This window comes from Rhodoferax sp. P1_F3 (assembly GCF_056405715.1).
Genome location: NZ_JBFUBO010000002.1, coordinates 18,344 through 41,178 on the forward strand (window position 1 = coordinate 18,344; position 22,835 = coordinate 41,178).

Below are 22,835 nucleotides of genomic sequence, written 5' to 3' on the forward strand. Positions count from 1 at the left end.
CTTCCCATGATTTACGGAATGCACATCGCCTACCCAACACCCATTCGCCTTGGCGCCATGCTGCTCGCTGTCGCCATCTGTGCAACCACCCACGCCCAAACCCTCCCCCCCGAAGTGGACGCAGCCCTAGCCCGCGCCAAGGTGCCACGCGAGGCGGTGTCCTTTCTGGTGGTGGACGCCCAAAACCCCAGCGCCGCGGCGCGGCTGGCCTACCGTGCCAGCACGCCCATGAACCCGGCCTCGGTCATGAAGCTGGTGACCACCTATGCCGCGCTGGATATGCTGGGCCCCGCCTACAGCTGGGCGACCCCGGTGTACACCGAAGGCACGGTGCAAAACGGCATCCTCAACGGCAACCTCTACGTCAAAGGCCAGGGCGACCCCAAGCTGGTGCTGGAGCGGCTGTGGTTGCTGCTGCGCCGCGTGCAGGGCCTGGGCATCAAGACGATTGCGGGCGACATCGTGCTGGACCGCAGTGCGCTGGAGGTGCCTGAGACCGACCCGGCCAAGTTCGACGGCGAACCCCTGCGCCCTTACAACGCCGCGCCCGATGCGCTGCTGATCAACTTCAAATCGGTGGTGATGACCTTCACGCCGGACCGCACCGGCAATGTGGCCCAGGTGCAGTACGACCCACCCCTGGCCGGCGTGGCGCTGGCCGCCACCGTGCCGATGGGCATGGGCGACTGCGGTGACTACCGCGGCACGCTGAAGGCCGACTTTGCCGACCCCGCGCGCATCCGCTTTCTGGGCAGCTACCCGGCCAGCTGCGGCGAAAAGGTTTGGCCCGTGGCCTATGCCGACGCCAAGAGCTATAGCCCACGCGCCGTGCAAGGCCTGTGGGAAAGCATGGGCGGCAAGGTCATGGGCGCCGTGCGCTTTGGCCTGGTGCCCCCAGCCCTGGCGGCCGGCAAGCCCGCCTTTGTGAGCAACTCGGCCCCGCTGGCCGAGGTGATCCGGGACATCAACAAGTACAGCAACAACGTGATGGCGCAGCAGGTGTTCCTGACCTTGGGCCGCGTAGGCAGCGCTCCCGCTTCCGCATCCACAGAGAGCCAATCCGACCCCACGCTACCCCAAGGCAGTTTTACGGCCAGTCGCGCCGTGGTACAGCGCTGGTGGCGTGAGCGCATCAGTGCGGACGATGTACCGGTGCTAGACAACGGCTCGGGCCTGTCGCGCCAGGAGCGCATCAGCGCCCAAGCACTGGGCCGCATGCTGCAAACCGCGTATGTCTCGCCGGTGATGCCAGAACTGATGTCCTCCCTGCCCATCTCGGGCGTGGACGGTACGCTGCGCAAGGTGAAAGGCGGCGTCAGCGCCCACCTGAAGACCGGCAGCCTAAGCAATGTGGTGGCGCGCGCAGGCTATGTGCTGGCCACCAGCGGCAAACGCTACGTGGTGGTGGCATTTATCAACCACCCTAATGCGGGCGAGGCACGGCCAGCTATCGATGCGTTGGTCAACTTTGTGGCCAACGACCAGTAGGCCACCAAGCCGGCGAACACTCCATGGCCCCCCATTCTTCACCGCGAACCCTGGATGTGCGTGCCGGTCTGGAGACCGCCCTGCACGGGCTGTCAACTTCCATTGGGCCCATCCTGATTCTGGTCGGCCTGCTGGGCAGTGCGGCGTTGCCCGCGGGCTATTGGGCCGCACTGGTGGCGGCCAGCGCAGTGCCCTTGGTGCGCCTGGCACTGGGCGGGCATACCGCCCTGCTACCGGCACCACGCGCCGCATCACTCACCACCTACGCCACCTTGGTCTACCAGCTGTGTGTGGCGTCCGCCGGTGCTGCAGCGCCGGGCACGGCACAAGGCCTCACGCCCGTGCAACTGGCCGCAGGGCTGGCCAGCGGCGCCCTGTTGTACTTCGCGGCGAGTGCCCTCGTGCTGCTGGCCGGTGTGTTGCGGCTGGGTCCGGTGTTCAAGATGATTCCCTCGCCAGTGTCTGCTGGCATTGGCAATGGCACGGCCATGCTGCTGGCCTGGCTGGCGCTGCAGCAGCTCTGGAAGGAGCACGCCTTTGCCTGCGTCACCGCTCTGGGCATGCTGGGCACCTACGTGCTTTGGCTGCGGCTACAAGGCCGCACCGCCTGGGCGCAGGCCCTGCCTGCGGTCGTGGTGGCCGCGGGGGTGGGCATCGCCTTGGCACTGGCGCTGGAGCCGCAGCAAGTACCCACCATGGCCGCGCTGCCCACCGATGCGCATCATCTGATCGCGCTGTGGCAAGGGTTGGAAGGTGGCCTGGCGAATCTGCCCCACCTGTTGCGTATTGCCCTGCCCGGCACTTTGACGCTGGCCTTGGTCATGATTCTGGAGACCTTCACGGCGGCGGCACTCATGGAGGGCCGCTTCCACCTGCGCACCGATGGCAACCGCGAGCTGATGGCTCTGGGCTGTGCCAACATGGTGAGCGCACTGCTGGGCGGCGTGCCTTGTACCACCAGCCCGGTCTTTAGCCTGTCCAACCGCCGTGCCGGTGGGCGGGGCAAGCTGGCGGTGTTCGTCACCTTTCTCGTCGTATTGGCCGCCCTGTGTCTGGCGGCCCCCTGGCTTATCGCGTTGCCCATCGGCTTGGGCGCTGGCCTGTTGCTGCTGCAATGCGGCCCCTTGATCGACCCGGTATTCCGCGGGCAACTGGCCAAGCTGCTAGGCGACCGCACGACACGCGCAGCCCAGGCATCGGATCTGGGTTTCCAAATCACCGCGGTGATTTCGCTCATCGGGTTTTGGGGCGACCTGATCTGGGCCTGTCTGGTGGGCATAGGCCTGTCTAGCCTGGCTGTGCTCAAACGTGTATCCAGCGACCTGACGGCCCAGTGGGTGTACCTGGACAGCCGACGCTCACGCCGCGTGCGTGAGACAGACGCGCTGGCGCAGCTCAGCCAACAGGCCCACGCAGTGGGGATATTGCAGCTCACTGGTCACCTGTTTTTTGGCAACAGCACACGCCTGCAGCAGCTTGCCAGTGAGCTGAATGCGCAGGCCACCTCGGTCGCGCTGGACCTAAGCCAGGTGCATGCCGTGGACCCCAGTGGCGTAGCTGCGGTGCGCAGTTTGGTCCACACCCTGCTGGCCGACCAACGCCACGTTTTCATCTGTGGCCTGCCCAACACCCTGGCGCAGGACCTGCGCACAGGCCTGGAGGCAATCCAGGGCGTGGAATACCACACCGACCTGGACCGCTGCCTGGAGGTCTGCGAGAACCGCGTGCTCGACCAAGCCGGCATCGCCTACGGCAGGCAAACCCAGCCCGTGGCCCACAACCACCTGCTGCAGGAGCTGACGGAGCAGGAAATGCAAGGCATTCTGGCGCTGGGTCAGCGCTGCGAAGTGGCCCAGGGCCACGCCCTGTTCGAACGCGGGTCCACCGCAAACGGCATCTGGCTGATCGTCAGCGGCCAGGTCAGCATCCTGTCGGACCTCCACCACGATGCAGCGCGACTGGCCACCTTGGGGCCGGGCCAGTTCGTGGGTGAGATGGGGCTGATCGATGGCCAAGCGCGCTCCGCCAGTGCTCGGGCTGACAGCGCAGTGAGTGCATGGCTACTGGACCGCGATGCCATTGCTACACTGATGGTGCAGCATCCGGCTGCGGCCCTGAAAATCACGCGCAATATCGCCAGGGAACTGTCCCTGCGGCTGCGCAGCGTTGCACATTAAGGCAAGCCCCGAGCCCACCATGAACTCTCACTACGCTGCACCCGGCAAACGGCATCTGCCCGAGGACGATGCGCTGCGCGCCGTGCTGCACAACGAGGTTCTGCTGCGCCCTCCACCCCGCATGGGCCTGCCGGTGCACTTGCTATGTGTGGTCGTGCGCAATGCGGACGTGGACCTGCAGGCCGAATGCGCCCACCTGGCCTTGTTGCCGGGCCAGAAGGACCTGGATGTCTCCATGCTGCAGGCGCAACAGTTGCGCGTGCAAGTGGGCCCCTGCACGCTGCGTTGGGAACGTCATACCGAGTTCACGCGCTACACGCTGATGCGCGCCTTACCACCGGCCACGCTGATCAACGACGTGCCGCAGCAGTATGTGACGCAGCTGTTTCCTGACGATGCCTGGCTGGAGAACATCCCCGGCACCACACTGGCCGCCATGCACCTGGTCATGCTGTGGGGCGAGCCCCCCCATGCCGTCACGCGGGCCACGGCCTATGGCCACTGGTTTGCCGAAGGCGCTGCCGTGGCTGCCCTGATGGGCACCCCACCCCACTCCTGCGCAGTCACCGACCTGGCGCTGCAGCCCGATGGGTTTGAGCGCCTGCTGGTGGTGGCCACACCGGGCATGAGCGAACCGCGCGCGGGCCGCATTGCCCAGCGCCTGCTAGACATCGAGACCTACCGGATCATGGCGCTACGTGGCTTGCCCGCTGCGCAGCAGCTTCAGCCCCGAATTACCGAGATGGAGCACGAACTGGTCAATCTCAGCGGGCAGTTGCGCTGCATTTTGACCAACAACCAGGAGTTGCTGGACCAGATCACGCCGCTGGCAGCGCGTATAGAGCGCAGCATTGCTGAGCACCGCGCGCTGTTCGATGCCAGCCGGGCCTACGCAGCCATCGTTACCCAGCGGCTGAGCGAGTTGCGTGAGAAACCGGCACCAGAAACCCGCACACTCAGTGAGCTGCTGGACCGCCGACTGGCACCGGCCATCGCCACCATCACGGCCACTGAAAAGCGCTTGGTTGATTTGTCGGTGCGCATCAGCCACACCACGGCCCTGTTACAGACGCGCATTCAGGCCATCGGGGAGGCGCAAAACCGGCATGCCATCGCCACACTGCACAGCACCCAGTTGCTGGTGCAGCGCCTGCAGCGGACGGTGGCTGGGTTGACCATTGCGGCTACGACCTATTTCATCGTCAGTTTGCTCTGGCAAGCAGCCCAGGCTCTCAAGAGTGGCGGGCTGGCATTTGATCCCCAACTCTGGGTAGGGGCACTGATCCCGGTCGCACTGGGCGGCGTCTGGTGGATGGTGCGGCGCGTGAACCAGGCACTGGACACCGACTAGAACCCGCCGGCCCTAGCCCGGTGGAGGCGCAGTTTTCGCCAAGGCATCCAGCCACTGCTGCGCACTGGCGACATCGCTGAATTCGGGCATGGTGGTACCCGGGGGCAGGGCAAAGCCCTCTGGCAAGGTCAGACCAGGCGGCAAGTTCAACCCCGCAACCGGTAGCTCGGGCACCTTGAGCGCGGACAAATCGGGCACCGCCATTTGTGTAGCCAGCTCGGGAAGTTTCACCTCCGGCAGCGCGATGTCTTTTGGCAAGGTCAGTCCATCCACGGCAGGCATGTCCAGCGGTGGAATCTCTGGCATTGCCGGGATTTCGGGCAGGGATGGCACCTCGGGCATGGCCACGCCTGCCACCGCGGGTTCCGCGGCAGCTTGCGGGACGGCGCCGGCCGGGGCTGCGGCACCTGCAGGCACGCCGGTGGCGGCGGTGGCAGGAGACGCGGTGGATGGCGCAGCTGCAGTGCTGGCGGGAGCGCTCGCAGCGCCGGGTGACGCTGCTGCACTTTCTGGCGCCTGCGCGGCGGCGGCTTGGGGTGCTTGACCTGTGGCAGCCGGTGGTGCGGCGGCAGCTGGGGGCGCAGCGGTAGCGGGTGTGGCGGCAGGCGCCGCCGCTGGCGCCGCCGGTGCAGCAGTCTTGGCCGCCTCTTGGGGTGCAGCACCGGCGCCCGCAGGGGCCCCGGCACCAGCGGCAGGAGCCGCGGCCGTGGCACCACCCGCAGCCGGCGCACCGGCTGCCGCCCCAGAACTTCCCGCTGCGGCTGCGGCAGGCGCAGCGCCCGCGGGCGGAGCTGCTGCAGCGGCCGCCGCTGCAGCTTTGGCAGCCTGCGACTGCCCGCCCTGTGCCACTACTGCCGCATCCATCGTGGCCTCCGCCTTCACCGCATCGGCCCGTGCGACCTGCGCTTCTTGCTTGGCGCTCTCCACCTTCTTTTTGGCATCGTCGATCAGCGCCTGCCCCTGGTCGCGCAGCTTCTGTACTTGCGCCTGCGCTGCTTGCGTTTTCTCAGCCATTTGCGTGGACGCTTCCTTGACCTTGTCCTTCAATGCATCCACCGGCGCCGCCACCGAGGCCAGGCTCTCCTGCATCTTGGCCTGCACCGACTCGGCCGCATCGGCCGCCGGCTGCAGCGCAGTCAAGGTGTCATCCTTCATGGTCTTGACCGCCTCCAGCGCCTGGTTCATCTGTGAACAGGGCCCCTCGGTGGCAGCGTTGACCTTGTCGCCCGCAGAGGCAGCCTCGTCCTGGGCCCGTTGCAATGCGTCCTGTACCGGCTGGCCGGACGACCGCAGAGAGTCTGCCTCGGACGTGGCAGAGTCTGCCGCTTCTTTCGCACTGCCGCCGGCGGTCTTCATACCTTCTTGCGCTCCCGACACGGCCTGGCCGGCCTCCTTGAGCTTGCTGCTGACCGAATCCATTGCGGCGGTGGCTTGGGTCTTGACGTCGTCGATGCGCGCCTGCACCCCATCCACCTGGCCTTTGGCGGCGTCCAGCGCGGCCTGGCCCTGTTCGGTGAGCCGGTCTACCGTGCTCTGCGCCTGCGCCCACTGGGTCTCCAACTGTGCCGACATGCGCACTGCATCACCACTGAGTCCTGCAGCGCGGTCGACTGCCACCTTGGCCTGGCGCACCACATTGCGAGCCTGCGCAAACAGCCCGTCCATGACGCCTAGTGCCTTTTGCAACTGCACATGGAACTGCTGGCGCAGGTCCTCCGCCATGTCCATCAACTTGGCAGGCGGCTCATGCACCTTGACCTTGAGCATGTCGATTTGCTGGTGGACCACGCGCATTTGCTGCTTGACCAGGTCCATGGGCGGCTGCATCTGCGCCTGCACCTTGGAGACCGCGTCCAGCAACGGCGTGCGCATCGCATCGATTTTGTCGTGCACCGGCACCACGGCGGTCGCCTTGATCTCCACCACCTTGTCGTGCAGCAGCTGGATCTTCTCCAGAGGCTGCGCCGCGGCCAAAAAGTCGTCACGTGCCTGGCGCACTTGGGTCAACAGGGGATCGGGCTGCAGTTTGACCTGCTCCACCACGGTGTGCATTTGCTCGGAGACCGCATCCATCTGGGTACTGGCTTCCTGCACCGCCGCCTTGACCTGGTCGAGTACGAGGATGACCTGCGCAATGCTTTGACGCACCAGCTCCACCACCTGAGCCAACACCGGCCGCAGCCCTTCCACCTGCACAATGGCCTCGTCCATCAAACCAATGGAGGTATCCCCTGCCGTTTTGACCGTGGTGCGCGCTGTGGCGATGGTGGCCTTGATACCCGGGATCATGCCCTTGACGCCCATGAACAGGGCGCGCGCCGCCACCATGGCCATGGAGCGGCTGATGTACTTGGTGCACACCTCGATGGCCTGGTCGCACAAGCCATTGGCCTGGTCCATCTCCCGTGCAGCCTGGGCCAGGCTGCGGTCTGCCACCACCATGAACTGGCGAATGGTGTCCTGCACCTGGGCAATGGACACTTTGGAGAGGTCAATCTGCTGCTCCACGATGTCAAACTCTTCCGGCAGGTGGTTCAGCAGCACCTCCAGATTGTCGATCTCGCGCACCACATCTTGCAGCGCGTCCTGCAGACCATGGATGGCGTGGTCGACGGCGTCCACCACCTCATCCAGGCTGCGCTTGAGCTTCTCGACGATGTGCTCCAGGCGCTGCAACGCGGACTCGACGGCGTCCAGAATGGCGTCCACCGTTTGCGCCACCGTGTCGATCTGCTCGACCACGGTGTCGATGGCGGACTCCACCTCGCGCACGGGGTGCAACACACCCTCGATGAGTTCATTCACCTTGTCCTTGAGGGTATCGCCCATGCCGCGCAGCAGCTGGAGTTCGGCCTCAATATCGCTCACGGCGGTGTCCACCCGCTCGACGATAGGGTCCAGTGCCCCGCTGACCTCGTCGATCAGGGCATCCACCTTGCCGCGCACGTCCTGCACCATGTCAGCCACCAGTTGCTCGGTCGCATCCGCCTCGGTACGGATGTCGGTGGCCGTGCTGGCAAGGTCGGCATCGGTGATGTCAATCTCCGTCTGCACACTGCCAACCAGCTTCTGTACCTCCACGGCGATCTGGGCCTGAGTGGCCACCAGATCGGCAGGGCGGGTGCTACGCAGTTGCTGTGCGCGCTGCTGCAACGGAGCCAGCTGATCGGCAAAAGCTTTCATGCGTGGCCCCAGCGCACGTGCCTTGTCCATCAGGCCCTTGCCTTCTGCAATCACCGACTCCACGCGCGGTGGCACCGCTGTGACGTCAGGACGGATGTCGGCCACGCGCTGCGGCAGGCCCTGGGCCATGGCTACGATGTCTTGCACATCGGTGGTGACACCCGCCAGGTTTTCTCCGACGGCGAGCAGGCGTTCGCCCATGCCTTTCAACTGGTCCGCCATGTCCTGCGCTTGTGGAGGCAGTGACTGCAAGGCAGTGAGCAGCGGCCCGGACAGGGCTTGAGGATTCAGGGTGTCTTGCAGGCCCTGGATGGCCTGGGCGATACCGGTGACCTTTTCCACCACCAGGTTCACGGTGTTGGTGGCATCTTCAATGCCCCCGACCACTTCTTCTTCGACGGTGGCCTTTGCTTTGAGAACCGCAGCCACCACCTGGTTGGCGCCCTCGGAGATGGCGTCGGTCGCCTTGGTAACAAGCTGCATGGCGGGGTGCCGTCAGAGCGCGTCCAGTGTCTTCTTGACGTTGCCGCCTGCCTCAGTCATGGCTTCCTCGATCTTGGGAATCTGCAGCGGGGCGGGCTCCAGCGATACCCCGGCCTGGTCAACGCCCCCGATGGAGACATCGATTTGCTCCAGCGTCTGGTCGATCTCGGGCAGCACCTGGGCATTCCCCAGTTGCACCTCTTCGAGAATGGGCAACAGAGGCGGCACAGGCGGCTTGTCGGGCAGCGTATTTAGATTCACCGGTGCAGCATCACTGACAGGCGCCGCGGCTTCTTCGGGGGCCTCAGGCCATCCCATCAGCATGTGAGACGGCGCCCCCAAGCCCCCATTCCCCTGCAATGGCGCTTGGGCCGCCAGGAACTCGCGCATGCGTTGAATGACTTCGGCGTCCGAGAGCATGGTCACACCCTATCGCTCAACCCTTGGGCCCTTTGATGCCCAAAAGAGAAAAATAGCGTCCGATGTCGCCTTCCTCGCGCACGATCTCCTGCATCAAATCGCCCAGCGACATGCGGCCCCAGGTGACTGCACGTTTGACCAAATACGGCGTCGGGCTGTGCGGCTCCGTTTTTTGCAAATACTCCGCCACGGCATCGAGCATGCGATAGGCATCTTCACGGCTGTTGATGGGACCCATGGCGTTGTCACTTTCAGGTAAAGGTGGGGATACCGGCAATGGCGCCGCAGGAGCCACTGTTGCCAGCGGCTCCGTCGCCCGTAGCGGCACAACCGGAGCGGCGGGAGCAGGGGCCGGTGTGACCACCGTTGGCGTTTTGGGCTGGGGCTCGCGCCCGGCAATCAGGGTGTCGCACATGCGCAGCATGCGCTGCAACACATCCGGCACCTTGGCGACACTGGGCGCCTGCATGCCCATTTTTTTATTCAGTGCCTGCGTGAAAGCCTCCCATGCGGCCACACTCGCAAGCAGAAGACGGCGGTTGTCAATGAGCAACTGCAATTGGGTACCACTGGCCCCTGCCACGATTTCCGAACGCGTAGGAATGGGGCTATCCACCACGGCAGCGTTCTTGGCCGGCGTGGGCTTCTTGCCTTCGGGCTTGCGGTTTTCCAGCGCCAGCGCCTGGTCCCAATCAAACACATTTACGGCACTGGGCATACGCTCTGGCAGATGCATCAGGGGCACGCGCAGCATCAGCACCCGCGGCAGGTTTTCATTCATCCAGTACAGCGGTGCAATACGGGCTTCGTCATCCTCCGCTTCAATTTGGGGATGCGCCGTATCCCAGTACCCGTCGACAAGCCCTGTGATCAGGGTCACCGCCGCATGGAAGCCCTTGAGCTGATGTTGCTGTATCCAAGCCTCACACAGCCAGGCAGCGACCTGAAAATCCTTGGACCGGCTGCGCAAAATGGCACAAGCGTTGTCCGCCACCGCACTCCAGTCGGCCTTCTTCAGGGGGCGCTCCCATTCGCGCATGGGCAACCGTGGATCCTCTTCCTCGCGTGCGACCCGGATCGCCATGTACTGCGGGTCATACCGCATGGAGGGACCAGCCGGCAATTCGCCCGCGACAGGCACGAGCAAGCCCTCTACGTCGGGCTGAAACTCATCAGAGTCATCCATGTGCAGGCGCTCACTGGCCATTGAATTCAGGAGCCCGGATCGGGAAGGAAACAGGCCAGACCATGGGTGTGCGTTTGCCCACCGGGAACAAGGTCAACCGCAGATAGACCTTGGCACGGGTGTCGGGCTGTGCGCCCTTGCCCGGTTCGGTGCCCGTTCCAATCGGGAACTCCATGCGCAGCAGCTGGGTACGCAGATCGCCCCGGCCGCTTGGGTCCGCCTCGCGCTGGCGCTGCACCATGCGCACCAGCGACCAGGTATCGGTGAAGCGATAGGTCACCGTTTTGCCATCGACGGCCATCGCCGTTTGTTGAGGATCGGGCAGGGCATTGCCAGGAATGTCTTTGGCGAGCCGCAAGTTCAGCGTCACCGGCATACCAGGCTCCCAGCGCATCAAACGGGGGGTATCGCGCAGCTTGATTGTTTGCGGCCCCACATCCAATGACCAGTCAATAACCTTGTTGCCTTCGATCTCTGCAGCCTGGTTGGCCCGGAACTCCACCATCACATCGTAGCCAGGCACCATGCCATCTTCCGGTGGGTACAGGGGTGCCAAGAAGGCGCGCACGCGCTCAAACTGATCCGAAAATTTGCGCACAGACTGGGAATACGGCGCCGTGCGGCTCGCAGTCTGAGGGTCTTTCAACACGCGGGAGAGCTTCTCGGAGGTCTTCAACAACTGGTTGACATCCTCGTAGTCCGCATCGATCGTGTCTTTGACCCCTGGCACCGCAAACGGAGCGCGACCAGCGACCTGCCCATTGAAGGTATTCGCAAACGCGGACCATTGCTCCAACTGCTCGGTGTAGCGCAATTCGTTGCAGCGCTTAAGCAGAGCACCGTAGACCTGGACATAGCGTTCCGCAAAGTAATCTGCAGGCCTGCTACCCGGAGATTTTCCGGCCAGTTTTTCGGTACATGTATTGCGATCAGTTTCTGCACCGACCGTAAGCAGAAATTGCTCGTACACACCGAGGCTGCTGTTGGGGTTTTTGCTGCGGTAGCGCTCCAGCTCGCGATTGATGGCTTGCCAGCGGTTGGCCAATTGGCCATCGGTCGATATCTTGTCCAGTGAAGGCAGATAAATTTCAGCTTGGCGCCCCAAGGTCTCGGCTCGGCTGAATTGCAGCGCCAAGTACTGCTGCAGGGCTTGGGTGTCGGGCACTCCGAAGGCTTGCAGCAAAGGCCCGCGATCGCCGGTCCAGTAGCTGAAGTCACGTCCCCGAATGGCGTACAGATCGGATTGGTTGAGGCTCTTGTCGATCTGGCGCAAGCGGATGCTCGCATCGGCAGACACCAAACGCTGCAAGGTGTCTGCGGTGGTGTTGGCGCCAAGATCGGACAGCAAGGCCTCTACCTTGGTCAGTCGGGCGCGCGCCGCGTCAAACGCATTGGCATCGGTCGCATTGGCAGGGTCCACCCGACCACTCACCGACAGGGCGTCGACGATGCGGTCGTTGATCAACCGTGCAAACTGCGCATTCAGGAATGCCACCACCCCAGGACGATTGGACGGCGGAAACTTCAGCAGGCCTTCGGCCATGAAGCGCTTGTGCATGTCACCCAATGCCAGCGCTTGGTCCAGCTTGGTGACGTCCCACAGCAGAACGCCCTGCGCGGGAATCTCGGGGATGTCACGGTCCCCAGGCTGGGTCATGAAGGGTTGGCCTAACAGACCCGTAATCGCATCACGCAAACCGAGCCGCTGCGCGGAGAGGCCATAGCGCGCATCCTTTTCCTGCCAAACGATGTCGCTTTGCTGCTCCGGATTGGAGCGTGCCGAGAACTCGCTGGAAAACTTCAGAAACTCGTTGACCGAGCGCTGGCGAACCTGCTCAGCCGCCTCGAGCCCCAGAAGCCGTGTGGCCTGTGCAATGCGGTCCAACGCCGCGGCATAGGCCTTGCCCAAATCGAAATTCAATTCGTGCATCCAGCCACCTCGGCCAGTCGCCAGCATATTTTCCTGCTCGCGGACGATGTTCAGAATTTCCTTGTAACCTGCCACCGTCTGGGTGAAGCCAGTGACACGAAAATCGGTCGACAAGAGCCGGTAACTCAAGGCCGCCAACTGCCGCTCCATCACTAGCAGGTCATTGTTGACAAACACGCGCTGGTCCAGTGCGTTCATGCCTTTGACCAGCGAACAGCGCACGGCCTGCTGCATGTGCATCACACTGACGCCGTTGGAACCGCTAGAACCTGAATCACTGCCGCGCAGCAAACGCAGGCTTTGCGACAGGTTGCTAGGCAGCTCAGCACCCAGCGTAAATTTAACCAACAGTCGCAGGTCGTTGGCTTCGTTGGCACCGCCCTTTTGCAGTCGCTTCATCGCCTCCACGGCCTGCTCCAGCCGCTCTACGGACGAGATGTATTGCAACATGGCCGGGAATTCGGCGGTGTCCTCCACCGCCAATACGGCCTTGTGGGTTGGGCCAGCCACAGGCACGGGATTCACACATTCGCCACCAATAATCAGTTCTGCCGTGCTTTCATCCTGGGGCACCCCGGTGAGCTCAGAGGCGCGTGCATAGAGCTCGCGCCGCAAAGTACCGATGGCGATGTCACCAAACTCGCGCTCCACCCGTTCCACCACGCGGCTGTCAAGGTTGTCCCAGAGGGGCCAGGACCCCGGCATAAACACCGAGAACATTTTCTGTGACCCCAGCTCTTCAATGACGCTCAGGAGCGTCAGTGTTCGCGCCTTGTACCAGTCTGGGGCAATGGACTCCCCACTGCGCATCTTCTGAGTCCGGTAGCTTGCATCCGCTTCGATCTGCTGAAGGGTTGTACTGAGGTGGTGGCTGCGACGGTCCAGGTGCAACGTGGCGACAACCAACCCTACGCTCCACCCGCCCAGCACCACAATGGCGGTGAACTGGCCAACACGGGTAAGCATGGGCCGAGCCAGCGGTTGGCGCGAGGGACGCGCCAACCCGTACTCCATGAATATTTTCTTTTCGAACAGATCCCGCAAGAATGCGGGCTCTTGCATGAGCTGGGACACCAGATCTGCAGTGTCCAAAGATTCCAGCACGGGCTCTGCATCCGCCTCCACAAACTGCGCCTCGGCCGTCTGCGCGGATTGACTGCTATCTCCAGTGAAGTAGATGCCCCGAAAGAAGAAGGGCTCATGGTAGGCACTCGGGCGCATGAGCTCATCGGTATAGACCTGCAACTGGTCGCGCAAAGCCTCGATACGGCTGGGTAGCAAGAAGAAGCCACGGGTGTCGGCCAGGGTTTGCTTGCTCGCGAACAGCTCCGCAGACGTATCTGAAATGGTGCGTACCACACCATCGAGTGCTTCGCCCACCCAGGTGTCTTGGTAGGTAGTCGACAGGTCATACGGCGAGGACCAGCCCAGCATGCCCGCACGCATGGGTTCGGGCAAGGTCCGTGCAAAGCTTGAAAAGCCTTCAATCTTTTCACAGCCCGAGATCGCGACATACACGGCAAAGCGCATGGCGAAACGGTTTTGTGCCAGCCACAACCTGCGATGGGCCAGCCGCGCCATCTTGCCCAGTTCCAGTGCTGCGTCAGGACTCGTATCCATCAGCATGGCAGCAGGCACCGTGATCACGACCGAATCAAACGGGCGCTGGGGTCGGTATTTGTGGCACAGGCTGAGAAATTCGTCCCAGGGTTTTTCGGCCGCATTTTCGTCGTCTGGGGATCCCAGGTAGGCCCCCTGCATTTCCACAACAACACCTTTGTCGAAGAAATGCCAAGAAATGCCTTGTGAGGTGGCCGCAGATGCAGCCTCCGAGCTCAGCGCACTGGGCACGCCAGATTGTTCAATCGGCAACCCGCGCTGCTCCAATCCTTCGTTCAGTACCAATACCCAGGGGATCGCGTAGCGCTCCGAGCGTGCCGCTATATTTCCTTCGATCAACTCGACTGCTTGGCGAAACGAATTGCGCAAAGAGTCAAAGCGCAGCTTGGCCAGCTTGGGATCGCTGCCAGGCTTGGCAGAGGCGCTGCGCATTGCAAAGTAAAGCACCAGGCCGAGAACGGCCAAGACGATCAGGGTTAACAGGGCCAGCGAGGCGAGAAACAGGTTGTCCCGCAAGATACTCATTTGGCACCTTCCTGGCTTGTGCTGACGCCGCTTTGCAGCACATCGCGCACTGGCCACGATTGCCAGAGCCACAGCATTTCAGACACCGCCAAAAGCCCAAGCACGCCGACCAAAAAGATGACCGACCAACGGCTCAAGGTTGGCATCTTGCGCGGAGAGAGGTGCGACAAGGTGCTGGCGTAGGCGCGCTCAGACAACACGCGGTCGCGGCCCGACAAATCGGCTTGGCGTTGGTATACAAACTGGAACAGTTCAGCACGGTAACCCGCGAAACGCTCGGTCGCGGCCGAGCCGCGGAACTTGCCCTGAAACCCCAAAGCCAGCGCGAACAGATAGAGTGCCGCGATAGGCCTCAGCGAGGGCTCGCGATTGGACAACAACTCCTCGATCTTTTCAAAGATACGGTCCCCCGCGAAACTCGTCCGGAACAGCGAGGCCTCTAACAAATGGTCGGTCCAGCGATCACGCCCTACCCATTCGGTATTCAGCAAGATCTCGTCTGCCAGAGCCGCCTTGAGATAGCGCGCATCGGCAATGCTCTGCAACTCAGAGCGACTGCCTTCGCGCTTCGATTCCAGGGTCTGAAGTTCGATCAACTGCTCCAGATCCTTGCTCACAGCCGCTGCGGCAGCATCCGGATTGATCTCTCGCATCTCCATCGCGCGGGTTTGCGCTTTAGAAACCTCGGCAAAGAACGCGCGAAATTGCGCGATCAAATGGTCGTCTTCGTGTTTTTCTCGGATCTGACGGGCCATGCGCAAATTGCTCCTGTTTTAGTCTCAGCCTTTGACGAACAGCACCATCTCTTGAGGACGCTGCGCCGTAGCACTTTCGGCAGAGTTGCTAATCACTAATGGCTCTCCGGCCAATATCAACGCCTCGTCGAGTTTGATAGAGAACAAGGTGTAGCCGGCACTGGCACGTACACCCAACTCTTTGGAAGACTCAATGAACAGCCGCTCAGCCCCCAAGACCCGACGTTCGCGCAAGGAGCCATACGTGGACTGTGACCCGACAATGGCGCCCTCCATCCAGGCGATCAATTCGCGCTCTGGCTGACCGCGCAGACCCACAATGAGCTGCGGCGCGATCCATTCACTCTGCAACACGATCTCAAATGCGGCGTGGCGAAATTCAAACTTGAACTCGCGGTAGTCTTGGCTGATTTCGTCCAGCGCCCCCTGCAGGGCCGCCAAAACCGGGGTCAGCGTGGTCAGCGGATCTGCGTGGTCGTATTCTGGCGGCACTGGCGGAAGGCCACCGGGACGCAACAGGCTCAAGGGACCCAAAAGGCTACACAGAGACAGGAACAATTGGTAGGGATGCAAGGCCGGTGTGCGCATCACAGCCTCCACCAGAGGCAAACCTGTCATCAGGTTGCGCAGGCGCTCGCGTTGTTCCAGGTAGGCCAAACGATCCTCGGTCCGCGAGGAAGGCACTGCGGTCTGCTTGGCCACAAAGGCTGCCTTGCCGCGCAATTGCGCCACAAACGTGGAAAGGCGCTCCCAAAGCTCTCCCTCTTTGGGAACCTCCAACAGGGGTGGCAATGCCGTGCCCAATTTGATGACCTCGTTGTCCTTGAAGACGGAGGCCAACCTGAAGCTGGTGTAAAGGCCCGACGGAGTAGCGCCCGCGAGAAGCGATAAATTGGGAAGCAGACGCGGCACGTCGGCTGGCAACGCCTCGGAGACCTCATCCTCAACGGCCACAGTCGATACGGAACGAAAGCGCGAAGGCGAGCCATTGGATCGCATGCTGGGCGAAACGGGCAAAGCAAGATAGACATCCACCGCCGCATTCGACATGGCCGTCGCATGTGGGCTTAAATCCAGCTCCAGAACGCCGTGCTGTACGTCTTGCGCAGAATGCACCACTGCTGTGCCATCTGGCATCACCGCTTCCAACTGAACCACCCTCAAAATACCGGCAGCCAACAAGGCCGTGTCTATTTTGAGTCGTCGTACGCCCCAGGCAAAGGGCACTGCGACTTGCATTTGCCACGCCAGCAGGGCATCTACACGGCCGGACTCTTGCTGAAAGTGCTGCGGCGAGAGCAGCATGCCCTCGTGCCACTGAATCCGCGCGCGCGGCGAACCTGGGTTATTCATCGCCCGCCTCCTGTTGCTGGTCCATGGGATAGGTTTTTATGTCAATCAACATGGCGGCTCCGGGGTTCATTTGGGCGACTGCGCGGTAACTGTGAAATCGCGGGCACCCAGCTGAACCAGCACGGTACCTTGTAGCTGATCTACCCGGATCCGGTGCTCGCCAGGTGTCAAATAGTCGGCGTACATCATGACGCCGGCCACCCGAGCAGATCCGAAGTCGGATGCAGCGATACGCAATGTCTGGCCGGGTGCAACCTCGAAGCTTTTGTAATTGATCGCCTGAGGGAACGTCTTTTCCATCTCGCCTCGCGTCGCAAACCATTTCGCAGCAGGCAGTGTAGCCAACATATTCAAAGAGACATCATCCTTGAGCACAACGATGTCAAGCGCCACAGGACTATTGAGATTAGCGTCATTGGCCGCCGAGATAGTGACACTGTCCCACCCCAACTTGGTCCCTTTTGGCGACGCGAAGTCCATCATCCCTTTGGGAATGATGTAGTCCAACACTCCGCAGGCTGTGAGATGGAGCAATGCAAAAGCTAGGAGGGCGTGCTTCAGGTAGGTAATCATTTTGTGTTCGAAGGATTATCCACTAGCAATTCCCCAGAAAGAACAGCGCCAGACCGTCCAACGGCCGGGCTGCTGGCCCTTTGTCCAACGCCGATCCCAACCACCACAATCAAACTGGCCAGCACTACGCAGCAGATGACCGCAAAGGTGGCACTGATCCGTGTGAACGAGAACTGAACCGGAGCAGCCACCGCCGCATCGTCGCCTTGTTTGGCATCGGTACGCTCAGAGGGAAGCCCTTTGCACACCAAGACAATCAATACGCAACAGCACAGCGTGGAGAGCAGATTGCGTGGCGCCTCACAAATCAGGTCAATCGCCAAAAAAAGCGCCAGCGCAGCCTCGACAGGTAAGTTCAGCAACGACAACACCACACTCCCCGAAGCGACCACCGCAAAGCTGCTGGTCCCGGCCGATGCAAAAGCCGACATCGTGGCCCCCAGACAAATCAGCATCAACCCGGTGCCATCCAACGCGTGTCCATAAATATTGGCGACGAAGACCGCCAGCAGTGCGAAATAGACGGCGGAGCCCGCACGTACAAAAATAGAAGCTGCAGGCACCACCAACTCAACAATGCCTCGGCTATAGCCCAGTTTGGCACTCATGGCACGAATGGTGTCCGGTACGCCAGCGGTAGAGCTGGCCGACGTCAAGCTGATCAAGGCCGGCGTTTTGAGGCAAGACAGCACGGTCAACAAAGGCGCTGCTGAGTTTCGCCATACCAGCACCGTGGCGAAGATGGCAAGTAGCAACGACAGTGCGACAAACGTTGCGATGAAGGAGCTCATGGAACGCAAAACCTGGCCATCCGCACTGGCCGCAAAGTGCGCTGCCAAGCCAAACACCAGAACCGGGATAAGCAGGTTCACCCGGGAAATAATCGTTTCAAAAGTGCGGTAGATTGCTTCAAAAATCCCCATCAGTGCATTGCTCCGGGCTTTGCCCATGGACGCAAAAGCCAATCCGAAAAGAATGGCGCAGATGAGAATTCCAAGCGGCTGGCCCTGTGCCAATGCTCTGAAAAAATTGTCCGGCAGGAAAGCGCCCCACGCATGGACAGCAGAGGTCGCATTCTGAGCATCTGCATCAAACAGCGAGAGTTCGGCGTTGCCTGCAGCCGAACTCAGCACGACAGACCCCAGATAAGCACGGTTTGCCACACTCAGGTTGCCTCCAGGATCAGTCACATAGCCAAAAATCGTTCCGAGCAGTGCCGATGCAAACACCAAGCCCACTGCCAGCACGACAATCATCAAACTTCTGCGCGCAGGTTGCGGCAATGCCAGAGTCTGGCGCAGGCCAAAGAAAGTAGCCACCACCATAAGAGGGATAGCCACCATGTTGATCAAGGCAAGGTAGACCTGTCCCAAAACAAACGCGGGCTCCGCCACGCCCGGCGCGGCACTCCCTGCTGCCGCACCCGCCAACAGGCACAGCAGCAGTATCAGAGGATTGGACGCCAGCGTTTTCAGGAGTCCCATCCCGGCCTGTTCCACCCACGTTCAAGGGCATATGCGACGCTGGCACGCGCCAACTCCAACGAGCTGTCGATCAACGTCAATCCGGCGGTGTCGGCATGCCGACTAGCAATGGGAATCTCGGTGCAGCCCATGATCAGGGTGGTAGCTCCAGCGGCAGCGGCAGCGGCACAGGCCTGCGCCAACGAGGTGCCCGCTACGTCAAAGAGACCTGCCTTGACTTCTCGAATACACACATCAATATCGTGCTGCACGCTCTCGGGGTCGGGCAGAAAATAGTCCAGCCCCTGCGCCTGCAGTGAGCGTTGGTAAAAGCCAGACAGCAACGCCCCCCGCGTCGCGAAGATCGCAACGCGTGTCGCATGCGATCGGGGCACGGCCGCCACGCTGGCCTCGGCAATGTGCAGCAAGGGTGCCTGACTCCGTTCGCGCAACTGCGCAAACCAATGGTGCGAAGAATTGCAAGGGATAGCGATAACACCAACACCCGCATGGTTGAGCAGGTCTATGCCTTCCAGCAACTGTGGAAGCGGGTCACGGCCGCGGCCCAAGATGGCACTGGAACGGTCATGTGTGTGGGGCAAACTGGCAACCAACAAGGGAATGTGGTCTTGGTCACGCGTGGCAGGCGTCAGTCGAACCAATTTCTCCATGAAATCGACCGTAGCCAAAGGGCCCATTCCGCCAAACACACCAATTCGTGACATCCAGCGTGCCCTCTATATCTTTAAGGGTTTCGCACAGACCACGGAAACCGCAGCACTGTTACCGATGACTAAGACGAGCGTTCGGAGCATGTCGCAAATCGGGTCGACGGCTAGAAAGAGGATGAATGCCGCCTCAAAGGGGAGGCCAAGATAGCTGCAAGTCAGGCCGACAAGCGACACCGTCAATAAACCCGTCATGCCTGCGGACGCAAACCCCGCCAGAATGGACGCCGCCATGACAATGGCCAGCTCGGTCGGACCCAGTACGCGGCCATAAAGCTGTGCGATGAAAAGCGTGGCCGCTACATAGTAAATAACAGGCCCCACACGCAGCAACGACACACTCAATGGCACCAGCAATTCGACACGGGAACGGGCAAACCCCAAACGATCCACAAGTCCCTCAATCATGATGGGCATGCAAGTGGCGCTGCTGCGCGTAGCCAATGCCAAAGCAAAAGGACCTCGTAACGCACCCAAGGTCTGGCCGAGGCTGGCATTCGATCGCTTCCAGATGATGAGGGTCGCCAAGGCGAGGGCCAACAGCGAAGCGACCGTGAATGCCAATACGAACTGAGCCATCGCCTGCAGTGGCCCCAACCCGGTCTTGGCCATCTGCGACGCGCTCATGCACAGCAGGATGATGGGCAGGGGGTAGTTCAACCAGCGCATGAGCGTCTGGCATGCGTGATAAATGGTTTCCAGAGAGTAGGTCAGTCCATCCGCAATACGCGACGGTACTTGCCCGACCGCAAAACCAAACATCAAGGCAAACACCAGCGCTTTGAGTGTTTCTCCCCCAGCCAATGCCGCAAAGATGTTAGAGGGGACAATGCTCACCAGCACATCGGCAAAGTTGACAGATTTGGCTGGTGCATCAATGCCCTGCAGACTCATCACGGTGTCACTGGAGTTGAGATCATTGCCAACAATCTTGCCGAAGGTCTGGCGAGTCTGGACAGATAGGTCCTCGCCCGGACGGATCACCAACAGGGTTGCGGCGCCCAAGGCCGCAACCACTATGGAAAACACGACAAACACCGCACCAACGCGCGCCAACAAGCTTCCGGCGCCACCTTCGCGAAACAGCCTTTGCAAACTGAATATCACGGCAGACACCATGAAGGGCAAGGCAATCATTTTGAGCATGTCGACATAAATGTCGCCAACAATGCCCAGGTTACGCGCGACGTCGGGCTGGTAAAGCCCCAACGCGAATCCCGCAGCCAACATGGAAACCACGACCCAGGGGTTGAGTGCGAGTGCGTATAGTTTTTTGGAATCAATCATGGAGAAATTTCCGAGAGCCTTTATTGCGACACTGCCTTGAGAACCTTGTCGATCGTCAATTTCTCCGTTCCCTCAGCGAGGAACTGATTGACGAACGCCAGCAAGGTCGGGTCCTGAATGCCCACAGCAATTCCCAGGCTGTCTTCCAGGTCCTTGAATGTTACGGTGCGCAGCGTCAGCGATACAGTGGGGTCAATCTTCAGAAGGCGTTTGATCTCGAATTCATCGCGATAGGCCGCCATGATTTGACCTTTTTCAAGTGCCTTGAGTACGTCTCCCCAACTTGGGAATTCACGTATCTCGGCATTGGGGAAATTCTTGACGGCATAGTCGGCAAAGGATGATTTGGCGATCACACCAATCGAACCTTTGAAACCGCGGATGACCGTGGGCAATGGCCGATCCCGGGCCAACTCTGCAAACTTGACCCGGTTCAGAATAAACGCATGGTTCAGGCGCAGATACGGATCGGTGAAGCTAATGGTCTGGGCGCGCGCCAAGGTGCGCGAGAGTTTGCTAACCCCCAGATCCGCTTCTTGGCGTGCCACCACGGCCACGACTTCGTTGAAAGTCTGGGCACTGCGATCAAAGCGCACGGTCACCTTGAGTTCTTTGGCGATGGCCTTGGCCAGGTCGACCTCCAGCCCCACCAGCTCGCCGTTGCGCGTATAGAAGAACGGCGGTGAATCCACGCCCAACATCGCCACGATAAGCTCGCCACGGTTAACGATGCGCGCGATGTCCGGCGCTAGCAAGCGACCATCCGCCACCTTGACCAGTGTTGTGGTGGGAAGCACCGGTGCGGATGCAGGCGCCTCCACCACGGCAGCCGGCTTCACAAGCACGGGAGCCGGAGTTGCGCTATGTGCCCCTGCGGTCAGCCATGCACCCGCAAGTATTGCCAAACACTGCACAGCATGGCGCGTTATGGATCGTGGCCCGTGTTGCATGGATACGCTCTTGTCTTTCTTGATCATGTTCATGGTTTTGTTGTGGGGGCCAAGGGTGCCGCCAATTCCGCAACACCCGGAAGTTTTGGTGGTGCTGGCAAGGCTTTAGAAACGTCTGGAACTTGCACGTTGATCGTCTGACCTGCCATCTTCTGCCCGATCTCCATACCAACCAGGAAGAGTAAAACGCAGAGCAGGATGACACACACCACGGCTAGGGTCACCATTCGCGGTGTCATTGAAAATGTGTATTGCATGCGCTAGTAGCCTCGCTTTAGGGAACCATGACGGTCGTCTGTCCTGGCACCAGGATCTGGATCACACCACCCCAATTGCACATTAATTTGGAAGAGTTTTGCAAGCTTGGCATGCCTCCCACCAGTACGGTAGGCGCTCCCGGCGCCCAGGGCGCAGCGGTGACCGGAATACATGGCATGGGTGTCAACACACCGAGCGCCGCTGCCGTCGCAGCGGCCACCATGGGGTTAGCCGGGCAGTTGCACATGCCAAACGGCAGGATGTTGACCATGGGCTTGTTGTCCATGATGTTGGCCGCCGGGGTGCCCGTCAGGACTTTGTTGGCGGGCAGCACCGTCAGCGTACCCGGTGCTGCGCCAAAGCTGCACTGAAGATTGGCGCCCATGGCTACTTGAATCCCCATGTTCAGCCTTTCACCAGTTGTTCGAGCCGCTGCATTATGCCGGGCTTGGCATTGGCACTCTGCATTTCGTCACCGTTCTGATCGAAACTGCGCAGCGCAGATACCGGCTTCCCAGCTTTGTAGTCCTGCATCTCCAGAATCTTTCCATCGGGCCAAAAGCGCGCCATGGTTCCGTCCAGCAAGTTGTCTTTGTAGACAGCCTTCTGCACGGGCTTGCCATCGCGGCTGAAATCCACCGCCTCTCCGTTTTGCACACCACCTCGATAGGCGACCTTGCGCACGACACGCCCCTCACTGAGATAAACCGCCTCGCCTTCGAGCAGCCCCTGCACATACATCTGCCTGGCGGAAACATCCCCCGCCTCGGCGTACATCACGCAGGGGCCATGGAGTGTTCCACGCTGGTAGTTCTGCTCCATGCATAGTCGACCCGCTTGGTAAACACGCGTCAGACCATGCTGCACACCGGCTGAATAACTGGCCTCTTGCAACAGGCGACCCTGCTCATCCCGCGTCGTCAGCCCTCCATCCAGAACCCCCTCGACGTAAGTGGCCTTGACCAGCGTGACTCCGTTGGTACCAAACGCACTGAAGTCACCATGCAAGATACCCGCCCGCAGACCGGATCGCTGCGTCAGTCGCCCCTCAGCGTCGAACTGCTCAATGGTCTCCGTCGTGGCGGTGGAGGAGGTTGCGTCCATA

Annotated in this window: 17 protein-coding genes; 3 read left to right on the forward strand and 14 right to left on the reverse strand. The window is 61.3% G+C overall.

The genetic code is table 11. The features are described from left to right. Positions 1-6 precede the first annotated feature (6 nt). The 3 genes from dacB to AC1DZ5_RS02785 are packed head-to-tail and all read left to right on the forward strand — an operon-like array spanning position 7 to position 5,016. Positions 7-1,488, forward strand: a complete 1,482-nt coding sequence (gene dacB, locus AC1DZ5_RS02775; protein WP_477885838.1) for a D-alanyl-D-alanine carboxypeptidase/D-alanyl-D-alanine endopeptidase — start codon at positions 7-9, stop codon at positions 1,486-1,488. Between the two features lie 23 nt (positions 1,489-1,511). After that, a complete protein-coding gene (locus tag AC1DZ5_RS02780; RefSeq protein ID WP_477885840.1) occupies positions 1,512-3,665 on the forward strand; it encodes a SulP family inorganic anion transporter in 2,154 nt (717 codons plus the stop codon). Positions 3,666-3,684: 19 nt separating this feature from the next. Continuing rightward, the gene (locus tag AC1DZ5_RS02785) at positions 3,685-5,016 is read left to right on the forward strand and encodes a DUF3422 family protein (protein ID WP_477885842.1); all 1,332 of its coding nucleotides are present in this window, start codon (positions 3,685-3,687) and stop codon (positions 5,014-5,016) included. Between the two features lie 12 nt (positions 5,017-5,028). Here AC1DZ5_RS02785 and AC1DZ5_RS02790 read toward each other — a convergent pair whose 3' ends face one another. The 14 genes from AC1DZ5_RS02790 to AC1DZ5_RS02855 form a co-directional block, all read right to left on the reverse strand. Continuing rightward, positions 5,029-8,682: a hypothetical protein gene (locus AC1DZ5_RS02790; protein WP_477885844.1), complete on the reverse strand. Its 3,654-nt coding sequence runs from the start codon at positions 8,680-8,682 to the stop codon at positions 5,029-5,031. A gap of 12 nt (positions 8,683-8,694) precedes the next feature. Then, positions 8,695-9,102, reverse strand: coding sequence for a hypothetical protein (locus AC1DZ5_RS02795; protein WP_477885846.1), 408 nt, complete (start codon positions 9,100-9,102; stop codon positions 8,695-8,697). A 16-nt stretch (positions 9,103-9,118) separates the two neighbouring features. After that, on the reverse strand, positions 9,119-10,288 hold the full coding sequence (gene tssA / locus AC1DZ5_RS02800; RefSeq protein WP_477885848.1) for a type VI secretion system protein TssA: 1,170 nt from the start codon (positions 10,286-10,288) through the stop codon (positions 9,119-9,121). Positions 10,289-10,298: 10 nt separating this feature from the next. Continuing rightward, a complete protein-coding gene (locus AC1DZ5_RS02805) occupies positions 10,299-14,363 on the reverse strand; it encodes a type VI secretion system protein (RefSeq protein WP_477885850.1) in 4,065 nt (1,354 codons plus the stop codon). Then, a complete protein-coding gene (locus tag AC1DZ5_RS02810) occupies positions 14,360-15,118 on the reverse strand; it encodes a DotU/TssL family secretion system protein (protein ID WP_477885852.1) in 759 nt (252 codons plus the stop codon). The genes AC1DZ5_RS02805 and AC1DZ5_RS02810 overlap by 4 nt, the downstream gene beginning before the upstream one ends. Before the next feature lie 24 nt (positions 15,119-15,142). Further along, positions 15,143-16,471 carry a type VI secretion system baseplate subunit TssK gene (gene tssK, locus AC1DZ5_RS02815; RefSeq protein WP_477885854.1) on the reverse strand — a complete coding sequence of 443 codons (1,329 nt, stop codon included), beginning with the start codon at positions 16,469-16,471 and terminating at the stop codon, positions 15,143-15,145. Between the two features lie 66 nt (positions 16,472-16,537). After that, on the reverse strand, positions 16,538-17,044 hold the full coding sequence (locus AC1DZ5_RS02820; RefSeq protein ID WP_477885856.1) for a hypothetical protein: 507 nt from the start codon (positions 17,042-17,044) through the stop codon (positions 16,538-16,540). After that, positions 17,041-18,528 (reverse strand): dicarboxylate/amino acid:cation symporter, encoded by a 1,488-nt coding sequence (locus tag AC1DZ5_RS02825; protein ID WP_477885858.1) that lies wholly within the window; start codon positions 18,526-18,528, stop codon positions 17,041-17,043. The genes AC1DZ5_RS02820 and AC1DZ5_RS02825 overlap by 4 nt, the downstream gene beginning before the upstream one ends. After that, the gene (gene cuyB / locus AC1DZ5_RS02830; RefSeq protein ID WP_477885860.1) at positions 18,516-19,232 is read right to left on the reverse strand and encodes a cysteate racemase; all 717 of its coding nucleotides are present in this window, start codon (positions 19,230-19,232) and stop codon (positions 18,516-18,518) included. Before cuyB ends, AC1DZ5_RS02825 begins: the two co-directional genes overlap by 13 nt. A 12-nt stretch (positions 19,233-19,244) precedes the next feature. Further along, entirely contained in the window at positions 19,245-20,519 is a 1,275-nt protein-coding gene (locus AC1DZ5_RS02835; protein ID WP_477887026.1) for a dicarboxylate/amino acid:cation symporter, read from the reverse strand. A 23-nt stretch (positions 20,520-20,542) separates the two neighbouring features. Then, the gene (locus AC1DZ5_RS02840; RefSeq protein ID WP_477885862.1) at positions 20,543-21,505 is read right to left on the reverse strand and encodes an ABC transporter substrate-binding protein; all 963 of its coding nucleotides are present in this window, start codon (positions 21,503-21,505) and stop codon (positions 20,543-20,545) included. Further along, positions 21,502-21,729, reverse strand: coding sequence for a hypothetical protein (locus AC1DZ5_RS02845; RefSeq protein WP_477885864.1), 228 nt, complete (start codon positions 21,727-21,729; stop codon positions 21,502-21,504). The genes AC1DZ5_RS02840 and AC1DZ5_RS02845 overlap by 4 nt, the downstream gene beginning before the upstream one ends. A 17-nt stretch (positions 21,730-21,746) precedes the next feature. Then, positions 21,747-22,133 (reverse strand): DUF4280 domain-containing protein, encoded by a 387-nt coding sequence (locus AC1DZ5_RS02850; protein ID WP_477885866.1) that lies wholly within the window; start codon positions 22,131-22,133, stop codon positions 21,747-21,749. 2 nt (positions 22,134-22,135) lie between these two features. Continuing rightward, positions 22,136-22,834 (reverse strand): toxin-antitoxin system YwqK family antitoxin, encoded by a 699-nt coding sequence (locus tag AC1DZ5_RS02855; RefSeq protein ID WP_477885868.1) that lies wholly within the window; start codon positions 22,832-22,834, stop codon positions 22,136-22,138. Position 22,835: the final 1 nt, after the last annotated feature.

Bases quoted from the DNA above. Each gene is read 5' to 3' on its own strand.
- AC1DZ5_RS02810 (WP_477885852.1), bottom strand. From the start codon at position 15,118: ATGGCCCGTCAGATCCGAGAAAAACACGAAGACGACCATTTGATCGCG.
- tssA (WP_477885848.1), bottom strand. From the start codon at position 10,288: ATGGATGACTCTGATGAGTTTCAGCCCGACGTAGAGGGCTTGCTCGTG.
- AC1DZ5_RS02845 (WP_477885864.1), bottom strand. From the start codon at position 21,729: ATGCAATACACATTTTCAATGACACCGCGAATGGTGACCCTAGCCGTG.
- AC1DZ5_RS02855 (WP_477885868.1), bottom strand. From the start codon at position 22,834: ATGGACGCAACCTCCTCCACCGCCACGACGGAGACCATTGAGCAGTTC.
- AC1DZ5_RS02825 (WP_477885858.1), bottom strand. From the start codon at position 18,528: ATGGGACTCCTGAAAACGCTGGCGTCCAATCCTCTGATACTGCTGCTG.
- dacB (WP_477885838.1), top strand. From the start codon at position 7: ATGATTTACGGAATGCACATCGCCTACCCAACACCCATTCGCCTTGGC.
- AC1DZ5_RS02805 (WP_477885850.1), bottom strand. From the start codon at position 14,363: ATGAGTATCTTGCGGGACAACCTGTTTCTCGCCTCGCTGGCCCTGTTA.
- AC1DZ5_RS02790 (WP_477885844.1), bottom strand. From the start codon at position 8,682: ATGCAGCTTGTTACCAAGGCGACCGACGCCATCTCCGAGGGCGCCAAC.
- AC1DZ5_RS02850 (WP_477885866.1), bottom strand. From the start codon at position 22,133: ATGGGGATTCAAGTAGCCATGGGCGCCAATCTTCAGTGCAGCTTTGGC.
- AC1DZ5_RS02785 (WP_477885842.1), top strand. From the start codon at position 3,685: ATGAACTCTCACTACGCTGCACCCGGCAAACGGCATCTGCCCGAGGAC.
- AC1DZ5_RS02780 (WP_477885840.1), top strand. From the start codon at position 1,512: ATGGCCCCCCATTCTTCACCGCGAACCCTGGATGTGCGTGCCGGTCTG.
- AC1DZ5_RS02820 (WP_477885856.1), bottom strand. From the start codon at position 17,044: ATGATTACCTACCTGAAGCACGCCCTCCTAGCTTTTGCATTGCTCCAT.
- cuyB (WP_477885860.1), bottom strand. From the start codon at position 19,232: ATGTCACGAATTGGTGTGTTTGGCGGAATGGGCCCTTTGGCTACGGTC.
- AC1DZ5_RS02840 (WP_477885862.1), bottom strand. From the start codon at position 21,505: ATGAACATGATCAAGAAAGACAAGAGCGTATCCATGCAACACGGGCCA.
- AC1DZ5_RS02795 (WP_477885846.1), bottom strand. From the start codon at position 9,102: ATGCTCTCGGACGCCGAAGTCATTCAACGCATGCGCGAGTTCCTGGCG.
- tssK (WP_477885854.1), bottom strand. From the start codon at position 16,471: ATGAATAACCCAGGTTCGCCGCGCGCGCGGATTCAGTGGCACGAGGGC.